The sequence below is a fragment of the Microbulbifer agarilyticus genome (genome assembly GCF_020171345.1).
GTDB classification, from domain to species: domain Bacteria; phylum Pseudomonadota; class Gammaproteobacteria; order Pseudomonadales; family Cellvibrionaceae; genus Microbulbifer; species Microbulbifer agarilyticus_D.
This window is the reverse complement of sequence record NZ_JAIUZM010000004.1, coordinates 342,198-362,277: the sequence shown is the minus strand read 5'-3', so window position 1 is coordinate 362,277 and position 20,080 is coordinate 342,198. Positions and strand designations below refer to the sequence as shown.

19 protein-coding genes are annotated in these 20,080 nt (G+C 57.6%); 7 read left to right on the top strand and 12 right to left on the bottom strand.

The features are described from left to right. Positions 1-120: 120 nt before the first annotated feature. Both LCM31_RS14410 and trxA read right to left on the bottom strand, forming a co-directional pair. Positions 121-438: a Nif3-like dinuclear metal center hexameric protein gene (locus LCM31_RS14410; RefSeq protein ID WP_224871205.1), complete on the bottom strand. Its 318-nt coding sequence runs from the start codon at positions 436-438 to the stop codon at positions 121-123. A gap of 22 nt (positions 439-460) precedes the next feature. Further along, positions 461-1,315, bottom strand: a complete 855-nt coding sequence (gene trxA, locus LCM31_RS14405; protein ID WP_224871203.1) for a thioredoxin — start codon at positions 1,313-1,315, stop codon at positions 461-463. Between the two features lie 152 nt (positions 1,316-1,467). Between trxA and LCM31_RS14400 the strand changes: the two genes are divergently transcribed. After that, positions 1,468-2,241, top strand: coding sequence for a phosphorylase family protein (locus LCM31_RS14400; protein ID WP_224871201.1), 774 nt, complete (start codon positions 1,468-1,470; stop codon positions 2,239-2,241). Between the two features lie 3 nt (positions 2,242-2,244). On the opposite strand, the gene LCM31_RS14395 is transcribed toward LCM31_RS14400, so the two are convergent. The 3 genes from LCM31_RS14395 to LCM31_RS14385 form a co-directional block, all read right to left on the bottom strand. Next, the gene (locus LCM31_RS14395; protein ID WP_224871199.1) at positions 2,245-2,925 is read right to left on the bottom strand and encodes an SOS response-associated peptidase family protein; all 681 of its coding nucleotides are present in this window, start codon (positions 2,923-2,925) and stop codon (positions 2,245-2,247) included. A 55-nt stretch (positions 2,926-2,980) separates the two neighbouring features. Continuing rightward, complete coding sequence (locus LCM31_RS14390; RefSeq protein ID WP_224871197.1) at positions 2,981-4,357, bottom strand: hypothetical protein; 1,377 nt, start codon at positions 4,355-4,357, stop codon at positions 2,981-2,983. Positions 4,358-4,436: 79 nt separating this feature from the next. Continuing rightward, positions 4,437-5,348, bottom strand: coding sequence for a LysR family transcriptional regulator (locus LCM31_RS14385; protein WP_224871195.1), 912 nt, complete (start codon positions 5,346-5,348; stop codon positions 4,437-4,439). A gap of 231 nt (positions 5,349-5,579) precedes the next feature. Here LCM31_RS14385 and LCM31_RS14380 point away from each other — a divergent pair, with 231 nt between their 5' ends. Further along, the gene (locus LCM31_RS14380; protein ID WP_224871193.1) at positions 5,580-6,179 is read left to right on the top strand and encodes an NADPH-dependent FMN reductase; all 600 of its coding nucleotides are present in this window, start codon (positions 5,580-5,582) and stop codon (positions 6,177-6,179) included. Between the two features lie 47 nt (positions 6,180-6,226). Here LCM31_RS14380 and LCM31_RS14375 read toward each other — a convergent pair whose 3' ends face one another. The 5 genes from LCM31_RS14375 to LCM31_RS14355 form a co-directional block, all read right to left on the bottom strand. Further along, positions 6,227-6,661 carry a potassium channel family protein gene (locus LCM31_RS14375; protein WP_224871191.1) on the bottom strand — a complete coding sequence of 145 codons (435 nt, stop codon included), beginning with the start codon at positions 6,659-6,661 and terminating at the stop codon, positions 6,227-6,229. Position 6,662: 1 nt separating this feature from the next. Next, positions 6,663-7,097: a tRNA adenosine(34) deaminase TadA gene (gene tadA, locus LCM31_RS14370; RefSeq protein ID WP_224871371.1), complete on the bottom strand. Its 435-nt coding sequence runs from the start codon at positions 7,095-7,097 to the stop codon at positions 6,663-6,665. Between the two features lie 71 nt (positions 7,098-7,168). After that, the gene (locus LCM31_RS14365) at positions 7,169-7,987 is read right to left on the bottom strand and encodes a putative RNA methyltransferase (RefSeq protein ID WP_224871189.1); all 819 of its coding nucleotides are present in this window, start codon (positions 7,985-7,987) and stop codon (positions 7,169-7,171) included. Beyond that, positions 7,984-9,612, bottom strand: coding sequence for a GMC family oxidoreductase (locus LCM31_RS14360; protein WP_224871187.1), 1,629 nt, complete (start codon positions 9,610-9,612; stop codon positions 7,984-7,986). The genes LCM31_RS14365 and LCM31_RS14360 overlap by 4 nt, the downstream gene beginning before the upstream one ends. 296 nt (positions 9,613-9,908) lie before the next feature. Then, the gene (locus tag LCM31_RS14355; RefSeq protein WP_224871185.1) at positions 9,909-12,623 is read right to left on the bottom strand and encodes a family 20 glycosylhydrolase; all 2,715 of its coding nucleotides are present in this window, start codon (positions 12,621-12,623) and stop codon (positions 9,909-9,911) included. Positions 12,624-13,155: 532 nt separating this feature from the next. On the opposite strand from LCM31_RS14355, the gene LCM31_RS14350 reads away from it, so the two are divergent. Both LCM31_RS14350 and LCM31_RS14345 read left to right on the top strand, forming a co-directional pair. Beyond that, positions 13,156-13,656, top strand: a complete 501-nt coding sequence (locus LCM31_RS14350) for a hypothetical protein (RefSeq protein WP_224871183.1) — start codon at positions 13,156-13,158, stop codon at positions 13,654-13,656. Between the two features lie 84 nt (positions 13,657-13,740). After that, complete coding sequence (locus tag LCM31_RS14345; protein ID WP_222231801.1) at positions 13,741-14,247, top strand: RDD family protein; 507 nt, start codon at positions 13,741-13,743, stop codon at positions 14,245-14,247. Between the two features lie 40 nt (positions 14,248-14,287). On the opposite strand, the gene lptG is transcribed toward LCM31_RS14345, so the two are convergent. Continuing rightward, positions 14,288-15,349, bottom strand: coding sequence for an LPS export ABC transporter permease LptG (gene lptG / locus LCM31_RS14340; RefSeq protein ID WP_224871181.1), 1,062 nt, complete (start codon positions 15,347-15,349; stop codon positions 14,288-14,290). Continuing rightward, complete coding sequence (gene lptF / locus LCM31_RS14335) at positions 15,336-16,481, bottom strand: LPS export ABC transporter permease LptF (RefSeq protein ID WP_224871179.1); 1,146 nt, start codon at positions 16,479-16,481, stop codon at positions 15,336-15,338. Before lptF ends, lptG begins: the two co-directional genes overlap by 14 nt. Positions 16,482-16,782: 301 nt before the next feature. Here lptF and LCM31_RS14330 point away from each other — a divergent pair, with 301 nt between their 5' ends. From LCM31_RS14330 to LCM31_RS14320, 3 genes are all read left to right on the top strand, one after another. Further along, positions 16,783-18,252, top strand: a complete 1,470-nt coding sequence (locus LCM31_RS14330) for a leucyl aminopeptidase (RefSeq protein WP_224871177.1) — start codon at positions 16,783-16,785, stop codon at positions 18,250-18,252. Positions 18,253-18,602: 350 nt separating this feature from the next. Then, complete coding sequence (locus tag LCM31_RS14325) at positions 18,603-19,028, top strand: DNA polymerase III subunit chi (protein WP_224871175.1); 426 nt, start codon at positions 18,603-18,605, stop codon at positions 19,026-19,028. Between the two features lie 21 nt (positions 19,029-19,049). Then, positions 19,050-20,051 (top strand): hypothetical protein, encoded by a 1,002-nt coding sequence (locus LCM31_RS14320; RefSeq protein WP_224871174.1) that lies wholly within the window; start codon positions 19,050-19,052, stop codon positions 20,049-20,051. Positions 20,052-20,080 lie beyond the last annotated feature (29 nt).

Genomic DNA, 20,080 nt, shown 5'->3' with positions numbered 1-20,080 from the left:
AAGGAACTCTACAAGCCGCAGGAGGATAAAAGGTCTGGCGCATTTTTTATATCGCGATCAATGCATCTGAGCGTGACGCGTGGCGGGACCGGCAAAAGACAGGCGCCTCATAAGAGACGCTCAGCCACAGCGGTCATCCAGTCGCCAGAGGTCAAACGCGACCTCTTCATAGGGGTGCGCGCGGCGCATGGCCGCGAGCACCTCATCGACCACATCATCCGCACACACGGTTTCCACGCGGTACTCCGCCACCTGCTCCACCTGCCCGCGCTGGCCAATAAACGGCTGGCTATCGTCGAGCGGGCGAAACTGGCCGGTGCCAAGCACCTGCCAGCAACAGCGATCGTAGTCGCCAATACGGCCCGCACCGCCGTCGAAAATAGCGTCTTTCAGCGGTTCCAGATGTGTCTCGGGAACATAGATACACAGTTTAAACATGGTGCAGGCTCGAGGTTTGGCTTCAGAACATCAACGTCATCAGCTTGCGCTGATAAGTGGTCGCGACGGGGTCGCCGGCACCAAGCGTTTTCACGATATCCAGGAATGCCTGCTTGGCAGTACCATCGGCAAAACCAAGATCTTTGCGCAGCAGGTTGAGCAAGATTTCCAGAGCCTCTTCCTGGCGTTCCGCCTGGCTCAGTTGAATCGCCAGTTTGTAGGCCGACTCGCTGTCGTCCGGGTTCTCCGCCAGCGCCTGCTGCAGGGCTTTGATCTCAGGCGATTCCGCAGCGGCCTGCTTCAGCTCCAGCTGTGCCATCAGTTGCTGGTAGTCGGCATCCTGATCCGCCATCAGAATCTTGCCCAGCACCTCTTCAGCTTCCTTGGCGCGATTCTTTTCCAGCAATACCGCGGCATACTGTTTGGCGATATCGGCGCGCTCGCCGGAATCCCCGTACGCCTGGCGCAGCAGCGGCAGTGCCTGATCCAGTTCGCCTTCCCCTACCAGTGTTTGCGCCTGCTGGAATTGCAGATCCCAGGTCTTGGGCAGGTACTTGTCGAGCATGTCGCGAATTTCTTTCTCCGACTGCACACCGGCAAATCCATCTACCGGCTGGCCATCCTTCAGCAGCATCACCGTGGGCAGGCTGCGCACCCCCAGCTGGCCTGCCAGAGCCTGTTCCGTGTCGGCGTTCAGCTTCGCCAGTAGGAACTGACCGGCATATTCCGCGGCCAACTTCTCCAGTACCGGCATCAGCTGTTTACAGGGCTCGCACCAGTCTGCCCAAACATCGACCAGCACCGGTCGCTTCATGGACTCTTCGATCAGTACCTGCTGTGCGTTCTCTGCCTTCACCTCGACGATAAATTCTTCCACGATTACTCCTGTTGTTCTGCTGACGGGTCACCGCGCAGGCGGCGACCATCGGATGGGCGCATGATACCCGATTGGTTACCGATTGCGTTTCCTCCGCCAATAATTGGGGGTAGAGTGCGGCCTTTCAATCTCAATGAGCTTCGCAATACGCTATGGACACACAAATTGACCTGGATACGCCGATCCACAAGGTTTCCCTGCTGTTCGCCATGGAGGAAGAAGCACGCCCGGTGATTGACGCGCTGGGGCTGAGCGCGGATAGCCGTCTCCACGATCAGGACCTGCCTTTTGTGACCTACCGCGGCGAAACTGCCGGGCTGGCAATTTCCGCCACCGTGAGCGGCCACGACCACCGCTACGCGGTAGACAATATCGGGCCAGTTGCCGCTACCCTGATGGCCTACACCACGGTGGATCACTTCGCCCCCGACCTGGTGATCAGCGCCGGCACCGCCGGCGGCTTTTCCGCCCGCAGCGCCGCTATCGGCACCGTTTACCTGAGCGATGACCGCTTTGTATTCCACGACCGATTGGTGCCTCTACCCGGCTTCGACGAATCCGCTGTTGGTCACTACCCGGCGTTTAATGTGCGTCGTATGGCGTCGGCACTGCAGTTACCCACGGGTGTGGTGTCATCCGGAAGTTCACTGCAGAAACATCCACGGGATGTAGAAGTGATCGAACAGTTCGGCGCGGTTGCCAAGGAGATGGAAGCGGCTGCGGTGGCCTGGGTGTGCATGTTGAAAAACACACCGCTGGTGGCGGTGAAATCGATTACCAACCTACTGGACCAGCCGGGGACGTCCGAGGAACAGTTTCTGCGCAACCTTGCTACAGCCTCGCAATCCCTGCAAATGCAACTGTTGCGAGTACTGGCGTATCTGCCGGGGAAAACCCTGGCCCAGTTGTCGGAACACGAAAGCTAAGTGCTAGAACAGACTCTGTGACGTGCCCGGTGGTACGTACTGATTCACCTGCTGGGTTTCCCCGGTGTATTCCAGGCTCATGGCTTTGTGCAGCGGCTGCACCAGCAGGTCCGCATCACCGAGACGAATATCCGGGTGCAGATAGGGTTCAAACGCGTGCGTATCCTCGCCGCCATCGAGCCACTGGTCGACAAAGACCGGGTCTGCCGGCGCAATCATGGGAAAACTTTTCTCATGGAACCGGGCGGTATCCGGGTGTGCCGCCAGGGTGATAATGGAGCAGCTCAGTAAGTCACCCCAGATTTTATACAGGCCACAGAAAAAGAACGGACGACCGAAACGGAACTCTACCGGGCTCTTGCCGTGCTGACTCTCCACCCAGGCGGTTGCGGGAATCAGACAGCGTGATTTCCGGTACTCCGGCCGCTGCCCGAGCTTTTTCCAGTTACTGTTGATGGACCAGTATTTTTTGTGCGGCTTCCAGGTGTCGCCCTGTTTTTCGAGATACAGGTGCCAGATGGCATTTTCCACCTGATGTGCACCGTGGCGACCGGTGACGATACTCACCTTGGTGGTGGGCCGCCGGCGGCGGCCAAAAATCATTTCCTCCTGGTGTTCAACCCCATATTCGTCGAGAAAACGCTCGAAGCCTGCCTCATCATCAACATCAAAAACACTGCACATGGCTATTTGACTGTTAGTTAAGTGGTTACCAGTGAAGTAGTTATCCGGTAAGTGGCTACCAATGTAGTGAAGACGGCAAACGCGGCGAGGACAGCAGGCGACTAAATTTTTGCCAGCGCGCCTGCGGGGTGTCTGCACCAGACTCGATATACTCTTTCACCAGCGCCTTGCCCCAGTTGTAATTGATCACGTAGGCACCGTAGGTATCGACAAATTTTACCCGCTGCTCCGCCTTCTCCGGGCTCATCGCGGTGTATTTCTGGAAACGCTTTACCGCTTCCGCGCGATCGATTTCCCCATCGATATATTCACGGGCAACAATATTTTCCGCGAACTTTAGCTGCGCCAGCAGATCCAGTACGCGCTGATATTTTTCCGCGGTAGCGGGATCGAGCCCGGCCAGCGGGTACAGGGTTTCCTGTTCAAAACGGGTTTTCTCTTCCCCCGGGAACGCGAGTTCAATACCGTAATTCGCCGTGCCTTCGGCGATCAGCGACTGGGGACTGAACAACGGATAAACACTGTACTCAACCCACCCCTGATCTTTTACCAGCTTTTCCTCGAGCAGGGCGTTATAGGTATGGTGTCCGGGATACCCTTCGTGGCAGCCGAGGTCCACGGCGCGGTCAATATGAATGGGGAGGCCAGCATTGATCTGGATCAGGCTGTGCGAGTCACCCTGATACCAGTTGTAACCACTCCAGGGTTTGTCTTTGACATATTCCAGGCGAAAGCTTTCGTTGGCAGGGAGCGCAACCTGTGCCTGGGTGCGCTCCTTGCAGGCTTCGATGGCCGCTTTGAATACGCTGTCGAGCTTGTCTTCGGGAATCCGGTATTGCTCGCGAAACGTTTGCACCCGGGTATGCAGGGGCTCATCACCTGGCAGCTCGGCATCCAGTGCCGCGAGCACCGGGTCGAAATCGCTGTATTGCTGTACCGGCGGCTCGGTATCGTAAAGCGCCTTGGCCTCCTGCTGAAAATTACGGAAGCTGGCGTCGGCAATATGATGCGCGTGGGCAGCCACCGCACCCAGCTGGGTCTTCAGGTACTGTTTACGCAAGCTATTCAGGTCATCGGCAGGTGCAATGGTTTGCGGCAACTGGGCGAGCAGCCGCTCGGCGCGATTGGCAAGCTCCGCCGGTGATGCGGTGTCTGCCTCGGCTTCTGCTTTCCACGCTGCCGGGCCGTAGTAAGCATCGACATAACTCTTATCGTGGTTCCCCAGGGTCAGCACCAGCCGCACATATTGCTCGGCCAATGCATCCATTGCTGGATCGCCATCGGCAGCTGCTTGCGCCGGATCACTAGAACCTGACGACTCAGCAGCAGGCGCCTGTGCTTCCGTTACCTGTTTCTCGGGAGGCCTGTTATCGCAAGCGGTGAATATTCCCAGGATTCCACACAAAACTGTGGCGCCGATTATTTTTTTCACGATGTTTCCCGCTATTTGTTCACGATGTTTGTTGTCGACGAAATGAATTTCGGAATCAGTATTCAAGCATACCCCAGCTTCATGCTACCGCGCCGATTTCTGACGGCAAGCGCGCGAACTCCTGTTTTAACCAGGACAGAAACAACTGGACCTTTTGTGTCCGGTGCATATCGCGGTGGGTGACCAGCCACAAGTCTGTGCTCCAGTCCGAGGGCGGCTCAATCAACCGCTGCAGTCCGGGCCGGGCCTCGGCACACCAGCTGATTATTGCGGCAATACCCACATCGCAGCGGGCCGCGTCCTCAAACCCAGAAAACTCATTGCAACGCAGCACGATCTGCTCCTCCGGCACTGCCCGGGCAATCCATGCGAGGCTCGGAATAAAATCGTAAGCATCAATCGGGGCGATAAAGCGATGCCCCGCAACCTGCGCCAACGACTGAAAGGGCCCGCACTCCCGCAGGTAGGCGGCAGACGCATACAGCGAGCTGTGCAGTGAAATCGCCTTTTGCACCACGTAATCCGGCTCCGAGGGCTTGGCACCGGGGCGGATGCCGATATGGGCTTCGCCGTGTTCCAGGCGCAGCCGGCGACTGTCCGCCACCAACTCCAGTCGCAGCTGCGGATTCTTGCGCTGAAAGCCCCGCACAATGGGCATCAACATAGGGATGAGTGTGCCGACCGTGGTGATTACCAGAGAGCCCTGCAGCGTCTCATCGACCCCCTGCATTCTGCCCACCAGCAGGTCCAACTGATCCTGCATATTCTCCGCCGCGCCCATCAACATGCGCCCCGCTTCAGTTGGCACATAGCCACGGGGGTGACGAATAAACAGGCGCGTTTTTAGCGCTTTTTCCAGCGTATCGATACGGCGCAATACCGTCGAGTGGGCCACATCCAGCTCGAGTGCGGCCCCCGACAGCGTACCCGCCTTGGCCACCGCCAGCGCGTAGTGCAAATTGTTCCAGTCCTTAACCGATGGACCTGCCATTTACCACTCCTCAAAGTCGCCTCTCGTGGATGGGAAGTAATAGTGGGAAGTTGTAGATAGTCGACGGCGATCTGCGGACTTTAGCCGGACCAGCACTTCTGTGCAAATTTGCACAAAAACCTTCCATATACTTAATTTTTGTTCTTATGTGAAAGGATCAAAATAGCCTCAATCCATTCAAAGGCCCCCACACGACCAAGGTAACCAGGGCCAGGCACCCGAGGAATACACATGAGCAACCAACGTAAACCCCACCTGCTGGCACTCTCCGGTAGCCTGCGTAAAGATTCCTGGAACCGGCAGCTGGCCAGCGCTGCAGCGGAAATGGCCCGGGCAGCAGGCGCCGAGGTAACCGAAATTGATCTGCGCGACTACCCCCTGCCCCTGTTCGATGAAGATGTAGAAGTGGCCGCCACTCCGGAAGCGGCTGGCAAACTGAAAGCACTGTTTGCTTCCGCGGATGGCCTGCTGATCGCGAGCCCCGAGTACAACGGCTCCGTCACCGCCGCACTCAAGAATCTGATCGACTGGGTATCCCGTCCCGACACAAACTTCAGCCGCGGCGTTACCTTTCAGAACAAACGCGCCGCCCTGTTCGCGACTTCTCCCGGTGGCCTGGGTGGTATGCGCGGACTCAACCACCTGCGGGATATCCTGCAACCGATGGGCGTGTGGGTCTCCCCGACCATGCTCGCAGTACCGTCGTCGTTTACAGCATTCGCCGATGGGGCGCTGGTGGATGAATCCTCGTCCGCGCAACTGCGCACGCTGGTGGAGAAAACCATTGCCGCAATTCCTGCACTGGAGCAACGCGAAAACGCGACCGCGTAATCGCACGGGAAATGACGCAAGCGCCCGCGGAAGATAATACGGCGGGCTTATTCGCCCAGATCTTCAGCCCAGTAGCGCTGCATTTTGAGGAACAGGAAAGAGGCCGACCAGGTGATCAATACCAGGCCGGTCAGGGCCTCAAGCCCCACGGTGAAACGCAAGGTGCCGTGGGGCTCGATATCACCGAGCCCGAGTGAGGTGTAGGTGGTAAACGAGAAGTAGATACAGTCCTGGAGGGAACCGTCGAAGTTACCTTCCAGGGTCCCAAACAGCGGCGAGTGAAACATCACGTAATACCCAACCGCAAACATCCAGATTTCCATCACGTGCGCGATCAGTGTGCCGAAAACACCAATCAGCACGCCAATGTTCCTGCGCAACTGCCACTTCTGCCCCACCCAGAACAGTGTATTGAGTACCTCGTGGTGGATCACCACCGCGAAGGCAACCAGCAGACTGTTAATGACAATGGGGATCAGCATATCAACGCCGTTTCCGGAAAAAATCCTTTAGCAAGGCACCGGCTTCCTCGGCCATAACACCGCCTTCCACCTGCACCTTGTGATTGAAAAAGTTCTGATCAGGCAACTGTAGCTGACTGGTGATCACCCCGGCGCGCGGTTCGGTTGCGCCATATACCACACGCCCAATGCGCGCGTGGATCAAAGTGCCGAAGCACATGGTACAGGGTTCGATGGTCACGTACAGGGTGGCGCCGGGCAGGCGATAGTTTTGTTGCTTGCGCGCGGCCGCACGCATCGCCATCACTTCCGCGTGGGCACTGGGGTCCGATGCGGAAATCGGCTGATTGAAGCCCTCGCCGATCACCTCGCCATCCAGTACCACAACCGCGCCAACGGGCACTTCGCCCACTTCCGCGGCCTTGGCAGCGAGGCCCAACGCCCGCTGCATAAACATGAAATCCAGAGGTGTTGCCAAGGTTCGCTATCCTGAATCTGCCGATGAGGAGGTTTTTGTAAGCGTGAAAATCAGTGGTCTGGCTTGGTGTAGCGACGCAGCAGAAAGTCCGCTTCGAGATTGAGGCCAGGCGCTTCCTCCAGGGTGCGACGGGCTTCGGCATCCCCCTTCCACGCAAACGGCGTCATGGCGAGAAAATCCTGCACCGGTTCACCCCCCTCAATCAGAAGTGGGAATTCACAGCGCAGTTCGCTCTCCAGGTTAAAGCCGACTACAGGCGCCGGCGCAGTGTGCCGCTGTGGTTTATCGTACAAGCGGCTTTTCAAGCTCCACAAATGATCCGGCCCCGGGGATACATCGAGCAGGATTCCGCCGGGCTTCAGCACACGCAATAATTCTTCTGCGGGACCCGGGGCAAAAACCCGCAATATGGCGTCGACACTGTTATCGGCAACCGGCAGATGAAAGCTGCTGCCCACAGCGAAATGGGCCTGCGCCTGCCTCTTTGCCGCAAGCCGCACGCCGGCCTTGGCGATATCCACACCAGTTATCCCAGATTCCGGCCAGCCGGCCTGAACCAGAGCCCGGTCGTAATAACCCTCGCCACAGCCCACATCCAGCAACACCGGAGATTGAGTTTGTTCTCGCCCCTGCATTAACTGTGCACAGATGGCGTCTGCCAGGGGTGCATAGTGCTCGGCTTCAAGGAAGCGCCGACGGGCATTCAGCATTTCTGCAGAATCCCCGGGCTCACGGCTGCGCTTTTGCTGCACGGGCAGCAAATTTACGTAGCCCTCGCGGGCCTGGTCGAAGGTATGGCCATTGGCGCAGCGCCAGCTTCGCCCTTCGAGGCCAAGGGAAAGGTTGCATTGGGGACACTGCCAGATCATGCGTTTTCGGTGACTTCCTCGGTACTTGGCACGGCGGATTTACTCAAGATTAAATCCGCGGCTTTTTCGGCTATGGCGATCACCGGCGCATTGGTATTGCCACTAATCAAGGTGGGCATTATGGAGGCATCCACCACACGCAGTCCATCCACGCCTCGCACACGCAATTCACTATCCACCACTGCCTGCTCATCCTGGCCCATTTTACAGGTACCCACAGGGTGATAAATTGACTCGGCTTTTTGTCGAATGAACTTCGTGATTGCTTCCTTGCTGGTGAGTGATTCTTCCGGTAGCCACCAGCGTTTTTGCAGCTGTTTCAATTCCGATTGTTCAATAATATCCCGGGACATTTCGAAGCCTTCCACCAACACCTGCAGATCATCCGGTTCCGCCAGGTAATTCGGCTGAATGATTGGCAAATCCCGTGGGTCCCGCGATGCCAGACTGATCTGCCCGCGACTTTTTGGGCGCAGCGCACAAGCGTGCAATGAGAAGCCATTACCCGAGCGCTTTTCGAGGCCGTGGTTAAACAGTGGCACCGCACTGAGGTGAAACTGGATATCGGGATGCCCGCCCGCAAGACTGGAACTGGCAAACCCACCGGCCTCGGCGACGTTATTGGTGAGTTTGCCGCGGTTCAAAAACAGGTACTCGGGAAGGTGCAACGCCGCCAACATTTTCGGAAATAGCGCATCGTTAAACCCAACCGAACGGTTGGTTTCGACCACCTGGGTGATATCCAGGTGATCCTGCAGGTTTGCGCCCACCCCGGGCAAGTGGCACTGAGGCACGATACCCAGTTTTTTCAATTCCGCCTCCGGGCCAATACCCGATAGCATCAACAGCTGCGGTGACTGGATTGCCCCGGCACACAAAATGACTTCTTTATTCGCCACAATGCGCTGACCATTCACCTGGGTTACCGCACAGACCCGGTCACCGTTAAATTCCAGTCTTGCCACCGGAGAGCGGGTATAGATACTCAGGTTTGAGCGCGCTTTGGCGGGGTACAAATACGCGGTGGCGGAAGAGCAGCGCCGTCCGGATTTCTGGGTTACCTGATAAAAACCAACGCCGTTTTGCTGCTGGCCGTTGAAGTCGGGATTGAGCGTGTGCCCGGCCTCCTTGGCCGCACGCAAGAATGCATGGCCTGCGGGCGACTTCCACTTGAGGTCCGACACCGATAACGGGCCATAGCCACTGTGCCAGGCATCACTGCCGCGCTCATTGCCCTCGGCCTTGAGAAAATACGGCAAGAGACTGTCCCAGCCCCAGCCGGGGTTACCGGCGCGTTCCCAAGTGTCGTAATCACCAGCATTGCCGCGGATATACAACATGGCGTTAATCGCACTGCTGCCCCCCAGCACTTTGCCCCGAGGCCAGAACAGGCGGCGACCGTCGAGATGCTCCTGCGGCTCGGTGTAGTGATGCAGGTTGAAGCGTTTGCCGGGTACGAGATAGCCAATGCCCACAGGCATCTGAATCAACAGATTGTGATCTGAGGGACCAGACTCCAGCAGACAAACCCGATTCTGCTCGTCTTCGCTCAGACGGTTCGCCAGTACACAGCCCGCTGAGCCGCCGCCCACGATTACGTAGTCATACACCTTACTTTTCGCCATGGGCAGCTCTCGTCGTTCTTATTAGGTAGATGGACATCGGAAAAACACTGTGCGCGCAATCTAGCACCACACGGGCGGTATTTTCCCCACTCCCGCCTCACAGAACACCTTCAATTCCGAAATCCGTGAGGAATAGCGCGCTGATCGCCGGGATTTATTCAGCAATTGTAGACCTGAGGCTGAGGTGCCTCCCGATCGATAGCAAGTGACCAGGACAAAAGAACAACAAAAGCACAATATAAAAAGGGCCCGTAAATGGGCCCTTTTTATACGAAACATCCACGAGGGATTGGCTGTTATAACGCCACAGAGCGCCCTGTCCGTCGTCCGTCCGCGCTCATTGCGCGCAATGACTGCACCGCTTGCGGGGTTACATCATCGGCCAGTGGTTGCCACTGTTCGCCATCGAAATACTCCAGCGATAGCCCGGGATACGGCAGAGCGGTCTTCACGCTTCCCCCGTCAACCGTCGCCCCCGGCACCGGTACCCGATAGCCAACACCGGCGCGGTCCAGCTTGAGCAACTCCTTGTTGCCCAGCGCCGCGGCAAACACTGCCCAGTCTGCCGCCATCGCGGACTTATCCACAAAAGAGGTTTCGGCAGAGAAGCTCTGCCCTTCTTTTAGCGGAAGCTCCCACGAGGCCTGGTGCCAGGCGCGCTCCGCCAAAGCCAGCAGGCGCGGGTATACCTGATACTCCACCACTTCGTCGGTACGTACCACTTCGCTCCACAGCTGCCCCTGCATACCCCGTACACTGTCGGCGAATTCAACCACCGGTGTGTTGGCGGTCCAGCTCTGCCCATCCCGATTCAGGTACACCTCGGCCAACTGCGCGGTATTCAGTGGAGCATAACTGAACGTTTTGCGCGTATCTGTATAACGGGATGCCCAGTAGTAACCAGGCTCCTTGGGGTCCACTTCCTGCGGCATATCGAAATAGAGGAAGTCAGAGTGAGACTGCACCACCTCAAAACCGGTTTCGGCGAAGTGCACACTCTCATCGCCACCACCCCAGAAAAGCGGTGCCCAGGAATTTACGTAATTGTGTGGCGTGGCCAGTTCTTGCTTAGCGTCACTGATTTTCTTCACACCGTCATTCCAGGCGGCCATGGTCGGCACGCCCGCATCGGCCACCAGCTTGCTCACCCGCTTGGCGTAGAGTTCACCCAGCTCGTCGATGGCTTTCACTTCGCCGCTGGCAATCAGCTTTTGGCATTGAGGCGAGTTGGTCCACGGCTTGTTGCGCTGTTCGGCAGGCGCATCGCCTTTCTCCGGGTCATTACCAGGAGCATCTTCGAAGGAGTCTGCGGACATAATATTCACCGCTTCATCGCCTCCGAAGTGCCAGGTCTTCAACGGGTGCCCCGCGCGATCGTGCATTGCCTTCACTTCACCGATCAGCTTGCCGACGAAGTTATAGGTAGAGTCCACACAGGGATTGATGTAGCTGTCGTTGTAGAACTGCACCGACAGGTACTCGGTATCATCCTGCGGGTCGATCAGGCGGTAAGCGGCCGCCGCTTCCGGATCTGAATCCTTCAGCTTGCGATAGCGGGCTTCCATCGCCACCACCGCGGAACGCGCGTGAGCCGGCATATCGAATTCCGGCACCACCTCAATATGACGGTCTGCGGCGTAACGCAGGATCTCTACGTAATCGTCCACGCTGTAGAAACCGCTGCCAAAGTTATCCGCGAATGGGCCGGAACCCAGCTGCGGCAGCAGACAACGGTTTTCTTCCAGATCGAAGCAACGCTGGCTGCCGATCTCGGTCAGCTCCGGCAGTCCGGGGATCTCCAGGCGCCAACCCTCGTCATCAGAGAGGTGGAAGTGGAAACGATTGAGCTTGTATGCCGCCATTTGATCCAGCAACTTAAGAATCACTTCCTTACTGTGGAAGTTGCGGCCCACATCCACAAACATACCACGATGGGAGAAGCGCGGTGCATCTTCCACCGAGGCTTGTGGGAGAGTGCCGCTCTTCAGGTCAACCAGTGCCAACAGGGACTGCACGCCGTAAAACGCACCACTGGCATCGGCACCGGTAACTTCGGCACCCTGCTCACTCACTTTGAGCTGGTAGGCACCCGCCGGCTGGTCAGCAAAGTCCGTTGCCTCCACCTTAACCTGTACCGGGTAAGCAGTTTCACCCTGCGGAGTCAGTTCCAGGATATCGATACGCTGCTGAAGTGCGGCAACAGAGCCGGCATCCAGTCCGTCGGCCAGTAATGCGATACCGGAACCCAGCTGGATCGCGGGCGCTTCGCTCAACTGCACGCTGGCAGGTTGCGGGATAATACGGACTCGCCAGTCTTCTTCGCTCACCGGCACAACATCGGCAGTGAAGCGCTGATAGCGGGTTTCGGCAGTGGCCAGGGTATTGCTGTCGCTCGCTACACGCTTCCAGTTATTCGGATCATTCTTGGTGATTGGCAAGACGAGGTCCGACAGGTGGTCGGTGTCGGTTGCACGAATGATGTGGGGTTCGCCGGCGGCGTCCACCACAAACAAGCGGGGCTGGAAGTCCGACTCGAACTGCATCCAGTTCTCGGCCAGCAAATCCAGTTCCAAGGTTTCGCCATTAGCAATACCAGCGAACTGCTCAGTCGGGGTCAGTCGGTGCAAATCCCCATTCACCCGCTCCAGTTTGAATGCTTCGCTGTTCAACAGCGCAAAGGTGCGGCGCACGCTGTGGAAATACAGGATCCAGTCGCGTTCGCCGGCTTCTACCGCTGCACCATTGTTGATCAAGCTGATGCGGTAGGTAGAGCAGATAGCACCGCTACCACCGGCCTGTTTGCACTGCGCCCGCAGGGCATCGTCTACGCCCTGGAAGTTCTTGAGCACTTCCTGGGTCACCGCAAAGTTGGCCGCAATCCGCTCGGCAGCCGGGGAATCGGCGCTCACCAGCGGCGCAGCGGCCTCTAGGGATTCGGTTGATCTTGGGTCGGAGCAGGCAGCAATGACCGCGGACAGGGCCAGGCTGGCAAAGAGTGGGATCCTTCTCATGGATAGTCTCTTTATTGGTGAGTGCACTGCACAAAGCACCCGTTGAATTCTTATGTTGTGATGGCGGATATCAGAGTCCACCCAGAGCAACACAATAGCGAAAAAGACAGCGCTGTCAACAAGTCGGGGGACATATGACCAACCACAATCACCTGTTCACGTTTATCTCACAGACTTACGACCAAAATGACGCCAACAGTCGAAAGCGATGGAACTGCCATTTTGGTTATCGATCCAAGGCTACGATCACTAGACAAAGTTTTTATAAGCATTTCCGCGACTAATCCATTTTCATACTAAAAAACATTGGCGGAAAGCTCCCCCCAGGCCTTGAGAACTGGGCAAAACTCTAGAGATCCAGCAATCATGGGGCTTGTGGAAAAATGACTCGTTTCACAGAAACGTTTGCAAACGGCGTTGGCGTCCTCACGACTTTTGTGAGATACAACAGCTTGAACAGGGTGAGCCATAATAAATTCAGTGGTTGTTCAGCAACCACCTGAGCCAAGAAAACATTCCCTGGGGTAGCAAAATGGAATCTCGCTGTACTCGGTTTCGTTCGTCAAGGCACCTGGTTAATCCCGTACCAGTTGTGCTCGGTCTCTTACTGCTCCCAACTTCTTCAACCCTGCTTGCCGACGATATTTTTATTCCCGACTCCGATAGTGCCCTGAACCTTCAGGCAGACAACGCATTTTTCATCGACAGTGCCTTTGGTATGGATAACGAGGCTCTGTACGAATCCGCCGAGAATCTACGCAACAACTCCATGGGCATGATCCACCGCCGCCTGAACCACCAATGGCTGGAGCAGCATACCCGCCCCAGTGACTACGCCGAGAAAACCGGAGGGCGCGCAGTCAATGAGATCCTGAAAATGGGTTTCAAGACCTACATGGCGCAGCAAAAGCGCAACAAGCAACACCCGCTGCTGCGTTATACCCAGAGCGAGGGCAAGTTCAGTAACGCACTGGATTACGACTTCCGTCTATCCGACGACAAGTTCAAGTTCACATTCGAATACGAGTTCTGATCCGGCTGCCGTCACCCACAAGGCGCGCGCTCCCTCATTTACCTGCTAGAATCTCCGCCACTTTTTCCACAGGCGGAGATTCCCGTGTCCGACACCGTCAAGTCACCTACTGAATTCAACCACCTTCCCTACGCAGGTGTAGTACCTCGACTGATTGCCCTGATCTACGACGCACTGATCGTCGCCGGTCTGTGGATGGTGTATGGCTTCTTCGCCCTACTCGTGGCCACCACATTTGGCGGCCTGCAATGCCAGCCGGAGCACATCGACTACACCCCGTGCGTGGGCGGCCCGCTGTATCAGTTCGGTTTGCTATTGGTCACCGCCGGTTACTTCTTCTGGTCATGGCGAGCCGCCGGGCAGACCATCGGCATGCGCGCCTGGCGTCTGATGGTGGCAAACAACAACGGTGTGCAGTTGAGCTGGTACCAGTGCTGTATTCGCGCACTGGTCGGCCCCCTGTCTGTGGCGTGTTTGGGACTCGGGTACTTCTGGGGATACTTCCGGCCGGATCGGGCCAGTTGGCATGACCTGGCGTCAGATTCGGAAGTCCGACAGCTGCCAAAGAAAAAGAAGAAAAAGTCGCTGTAAGATCCGGTTGATCAAACGAAGAACAGTGAGAAACGGGCGCTTAACGCGCCCGCTTCAATAAAAGCCAGCCGAGCAGGAAGCTCGCCAGAATCGGCACGATCACCGCGATAAACGGCGGGAAGCCAAACACCACGGAAGACGGCCCCAACATATCCTGCACCGTCTGGAACACGATCCCGACAATTACCCCGGTAAAGACGCGCAATCCAGTGGTTACCTCGCGCAGCGGACCGAAGATAAACGAGATCGCCATCATCACCAGACCGGCGATGGTCAACGGTTGCAGCACCTTCTTCCAGAACGCCAGCCAGTAACGTGCGGACGCCTCCCCTTTGCGATCGAGGAAGCGACCGTAGGACCAGAGGTTTCGCGGTGAAAGGTCTGAGGGCAGCGGCACCACCAGAGAGAACAGTTCCGGTGACATGTCCGAACTCCAGGTGGAACGCGCTTCCCGGCTGCTACTGGCGCGATCTGCCGTCAGACGGGTCTGGCGACTGTTCTGCAGTTCCCAACGACCGCTTTCGAAATGACCGCGCTCGGAGAAAACCACCTGTTGTAGCTGGCGATTTTCATCGAACTTATAGCGGGTAATACCAAACAGAGTTCCCCCCGGCAGCGCCGCGTTGAAGTGCACGAACTCCCCGCCGTCGAATAGCCATAACCCATGCTCCAGACCGGAGTTTTCCAGTTCACCCTGGGCAATCGCCCGGCGGCTCTCAGCGGTTTGATTGGTATAAGGAATCACCAGCTCGGCAAGTGCCAGGCCGCAGATAATCAACACAATGACCGGTTTCATTACCGCCCAGGCGATACGACCGATGGATACGCCCGATGCGCGCATGACCGTCAGCTCGCTGGTACCGGCAAGTGTGCCAAGCCCCACCATGCAACCCACCAGCGCGGAAAAACCCAGCTGGCTGTAGATGCGTTCCGGCAGTGTCCACACCACGTACTCGAGCAGATTGGTGAACTGGTAGTTACCACCCAGGTCTTCCAGTTCATCGACAATGGCAGAAATAATATCCAGCCCGAGGATAACCATCAGTACCGCAAGGATTGCCAGAGTAACGGTGCGCGCTATATAGCGATCAAGCAGAGACATCGGCACCTCCAGCATTACTTGTGCCACCACTACTTGCACCGCGCTTGCGCGGCTTGCGGTCGCGCCCTCCGAGCAATATCAGGCCGAGAATCAGGAACGGAGGATGTACCAGCCAGATAGCCCAGGCCTGCTCGATCTTGCCATCTTCAATGGCGCCACGAACACTCTGCAGGGCAACCAGATACACGATGTAGAGCAGTACCGCGGGAATCATCTTGGCATAGCGGCCCTGGCGCGGGTTGGTGCGACTCAAGGGCACCGCCAGAATCGCGACGATCAGCACCAGCACCGGCAGGCTGAAACGCCAGTGCAGGTTCACCCGCTCCCGCGGATCCTCACTTTTCCACAGGGCTGCGGTGGACATGGATTGCAGCTTTTCGCTGGCCCTCGTACGCAGGCGCGGCACTTCCAGCAGCACCTCGTAGCTGGCAAACGCCATCTGCCGGTAATCGCTCTGGCCGGGTACACCTTCGTAGCGGTAGCCGTCCCGCAAAACCAGGTAGCGCAGGCCGGTTTCCGGATCGATCTGCTGCACCCCTTCACTGGCCACGGTAACAATCTGATGGTCGGTTTCGGTATCACCCCGGGAATTGCCCAGCTCGGCAAGAAACACATTGTGCATCGTGGAGCGGTCGTCGCTCAGCCCTTCGGCGTAGTACACCGCGCGATTGCCACTGGTGGCGATAAATTTCTTGGGCACCAGGTGATCAAATTCATTGCGGGTTTTATCTGCGGTAAGCAGATGGGAGGTTCGTTCAATGCCCGTGGGCGTCAGGTACAGGCTCATTGCGGCAACAAACGCCGCCACCATGAGGGCAGGCACCAGGGTGTAACCCAGCAGCTGACGCTCACTGAAACCACACGCATGCAGCACCGTCATTTCGCTTTCGATATACAGACGGCCGTAGGCGAGCAAAATACCGACGAAGAAGCCGAGCGGGATAACCAGCTCGAGAAAGCCCGGTAGACGAAAGCCCATGAGGGAAAACAGGATTCCGGCGGACAGATCACCCGCCGCAGCTTCCGCCAGGTACTTCACAAAACGGCCGCTCATGACCATCAGCAACAACACGGCACTGACGGCCAGCGTTGCACCGAGTAGCTCGCGGCAGAGGTAGCGGAAAATTATCACTGAACGACCAGCTTCCCTGATTGCACTGTTTGATTTCGGGCGATTTGAAATGCGATTCCGGTTTATCGGTATCGGCGAGTGTCAGAATAGGACACCGGTTCAGAGGTTCCCGAGCAAATCGATCCTTCTCGGGTTAAACTTGTGCGGCGCATTATCACCAAAAAGCCCGGCAATGTCTCGGCCCATCAGCCAATCTCTGGCCCACTGACAGCAAGACACCCCCGAGCCAGTAATTAATAGCTCGAAGTATTCGTCTGTAAATAAGCCGCGGCAGGCAAAAATTCATAAAGGAAACGATTACATGCAGTTTACCGCCAAGGTCACCGATATTCTCAAGCAGCGCAGCGCCTGCGCGATTCTCGCCGTCGACAACAAGAACCGTCTCACCGAGAGCGGCAGCGCACTGGACAAGGCAAATGGTGGACTTTTGACCAAAATCCTGAAACGCGGCGACCTTGGCAGCGCTGCGGGCAGCACTCTGATGGTCCCGACCGTGGAGGGTGGCGCTGAACGCGTAGTACTGGTGCGCACCCCGAAGACCCCGGTTTCCCAGGCGGAATTCCGCAAAATGGCCAACAGCAGCGCCACGGCCGTTAAATCCCTCAAAGACGCCTCCTCTTACCTGTCGGAGGTGTCAGTAAAAGACGCCGACGCCACCTGGCAGGCCGCGCAAATCGCACTCGCCGCTGGCCTTGCCAGCTACAAGTTCACCCGCTGCCACAGCGACGCCAAGCCGAACCCACTGGCGAAGTTCACCGTCCATGCATCGGACAAGAGGCAGTTGAAAGCGGTGCAAAACGGTGTGGAGCTCGGCGGTGGCCAGGCGCTTGGCAGTAATGTCGCGCGCGAACTGGGCAACCTCCCCGGCAATATCTGTACCCCGAGCTACCTGGTAGGCGAAGCCAAGGCGCTGGCGAAAAAACATGTAAAACTGTCCACCACGGTACTGGACAACAAGAAAATGGAATCCCTCGGCATGGGCTCCTTTATGAGCGTTGCCAAGGGCAGTGACGAGCCGGCGGCGATGATCGCCATGAACTACAAGGGTGGCAAAACCGGCCAGAAGCCGATCGTGCTGGTGGGTAAAGGCATCACTTTCGATACCGGCGGCATCAGCCTGAAGCCGGGCGCGGCGATGGACGAAATGAAGTTCGACATGTGCGGCGCCGCCAGCGTATTCGGCGTAATGAACGCACTGGTTGAAATGAACGCACCGGTAAACGTGGTGGGTGTTGTGGCTGCTGCCGAAAACATGCCCAGCGGTCGTGCCAGCAAGCCCGGCGACATCGTGACCTCCATGAGCGGCAAAACCATCGAAATCCTCAACACCGATGCGGAAGGCCGACTGGTCCTGTGTGACGCGCTGACCTGGGCGGGCAAATTCAAGCCGAGCGTGGTGATCGACGTGGCCACCCTGACCGGCGCCTGCGTAATCGCCCTTGGCCACCATGCCACTGGCCTGTACGCCAACCAGGACAAGCTGGCTAACGACCTAATCGCCGCCGGTGAGACCAGTGGTGACCGCGCCTGGCGCATGCCGTTGTGGGACGAGTACCAGCCCATGCTGAACTCCAACTTTGCTGACATGCAAAACATTGGTGGTCGCGAGGCCGGCTCTGTAACGGCAGCGTGCTTCCTGGCCCGCTTTGCCGAAGACTACAACTGGGCGCACCTGGATATCGCAGGTAGTGCGTGGAAGTCCGGCGCCGCCAAAGGTGCAACCGGCCGCCCGGTACCACTGCTGCTGCAGTACATCCTGAACAAAAAATAAACTCAGCTCGAGTTGTTCACGACGAAGTAAGGCTGCTTAAGCGAAGGTGGAGGTGGCGGGGACAATTTGCGAGACCGTACGCGGCCTGGATGGCCGCGTCCGAGCCCCCATGGATGGGTTTACGGCGTGTCTCGCGAATTGTCACCGCTGCCTTCACCGCCACTACAAGAGCTACAACGCTCTGAACAACCCCCGGGGCGGCGTCGCCACCCGGTACAGCTTTGTGAAACACGCCGTAAACCCATCCCTGGGGGCTCTTCCGCGAGGTCCCTCTCGCGGAAGGTTTCACAAAGCTGCACCGGGCAGCGGCGCCTTCGCAATGACCATTTGTGTATTGAAAGCGAACGCCGATGACCCGTATCGACTTCTACGTTTTGGCTTCTGAGAATCCGGATGAGATTCAGAACTTTGCCTGTCGTCTTGCGGAAAAAGCATTCCGCAACGGCCTCAGGGTATTGATCGCTGTGGATAACGGAGAGCAAGCCAAGCAACTAGACGAGCTGCTGTGGACATTCCGTGAGGACAGCTTTCTGCCGCACGCGCCCCAGAACCTCGACCAACAGGCCGCCATTGAGGTCAACAGCGGCGAAGATCCTGGCCAGCATCACGGTCTACTGATCAACCTGTGTGAGGATATCCCCGGCTGGTTCAGCCAATTCGACCGACTGGCCGAGATCGTCTGCCAGCATCCCGACTCTCTGGCGCGGTCAAGAACTCGATACAGTCACTTCCGCGACCGCGGATATCCGTTACAATCCCATAAAATTGGCAACTGATCAGAACCCGAACCTAATTCCATGTCCGGCCGCAAGAAAAACAGAAAGCACCGCCACGGCCAGCCGCCGCACGAACTGCTGAACGAGCTGAGTTCGCTGCACGAGCTGCTGGGCAGTGACATGGAAGCGGATATTCCCCTGCTGGATCAGGTAGCCGCCCCCACTTCCGCTGGCAACACCGCGAAGCCCCAGCAAACCGCACCAGCCAAACCCGCAGCGGCAGCCCGCGCCCCCAAGGCTCAGCCACGCCCACTGGAGGAGGCGGACCTGCCGATTCTGTTCAGCCCGATCGATGAAGAGTTGGACGATGAGTACGCTCCGATACTGAGTGATGCAGACCGTGCGCTACTGCGTCCCCTGCAAGACCTTCCGCGCGCAGCTTCAGGCGATACTATCCAGCCTGAGACGCCAAAACAGCAGCGCCCGGCGCCGCATTCCCCGAAAGAAGCTGAGGCGGGCACAGGTACTAAGTCCGCCTCCCGCAGAGAGTTTCAACCGGGGCTGTTCGACTCGCCACAAAAACAGGCAAAAACCGCGGCGAACCCGGCACCTCAAAAGTCCGCGCCGACAGCTGAGCCTGCAGAGAAAAACGCACAGGCTTCGGCTGATGTTCCAGCAGTCAAATCGGAAAGCCAAGCCGATAACGCAAAGCCAGACCAGGCACAGACAACTAGAGCTCAGCCCGCCCCCCAAGGAACTGGCGCTGAGAATCCATTCTTGCCAGCGCATATTCGCGCACGCCTGACGGGCGGGCGGGTACCGCGGCCAGAGAATCAGGCCCCCTCCTCCCCCAAAGCAAAGACCGCCACACCCGAAGCCCAGCCTGCCGCAGAACAGGTAAAGGCTAAACAGCAAGCCGCCGCAGAGCCTTCAGTCCCAGAAAGCACCAGTGAGCCAAAAGAACCCAGTGCACGGGATAAGTTGATCGAGCAGCTGATGGCCGAACAGCTTCCGGAACTGGAGCGGCAGCTACGCGCAAATATCACGGCCCTGGTAGACGAGATTTACCCGGAGCAGGATTAAGCGGCTCCCAAGCGCGCACAACATTTGCC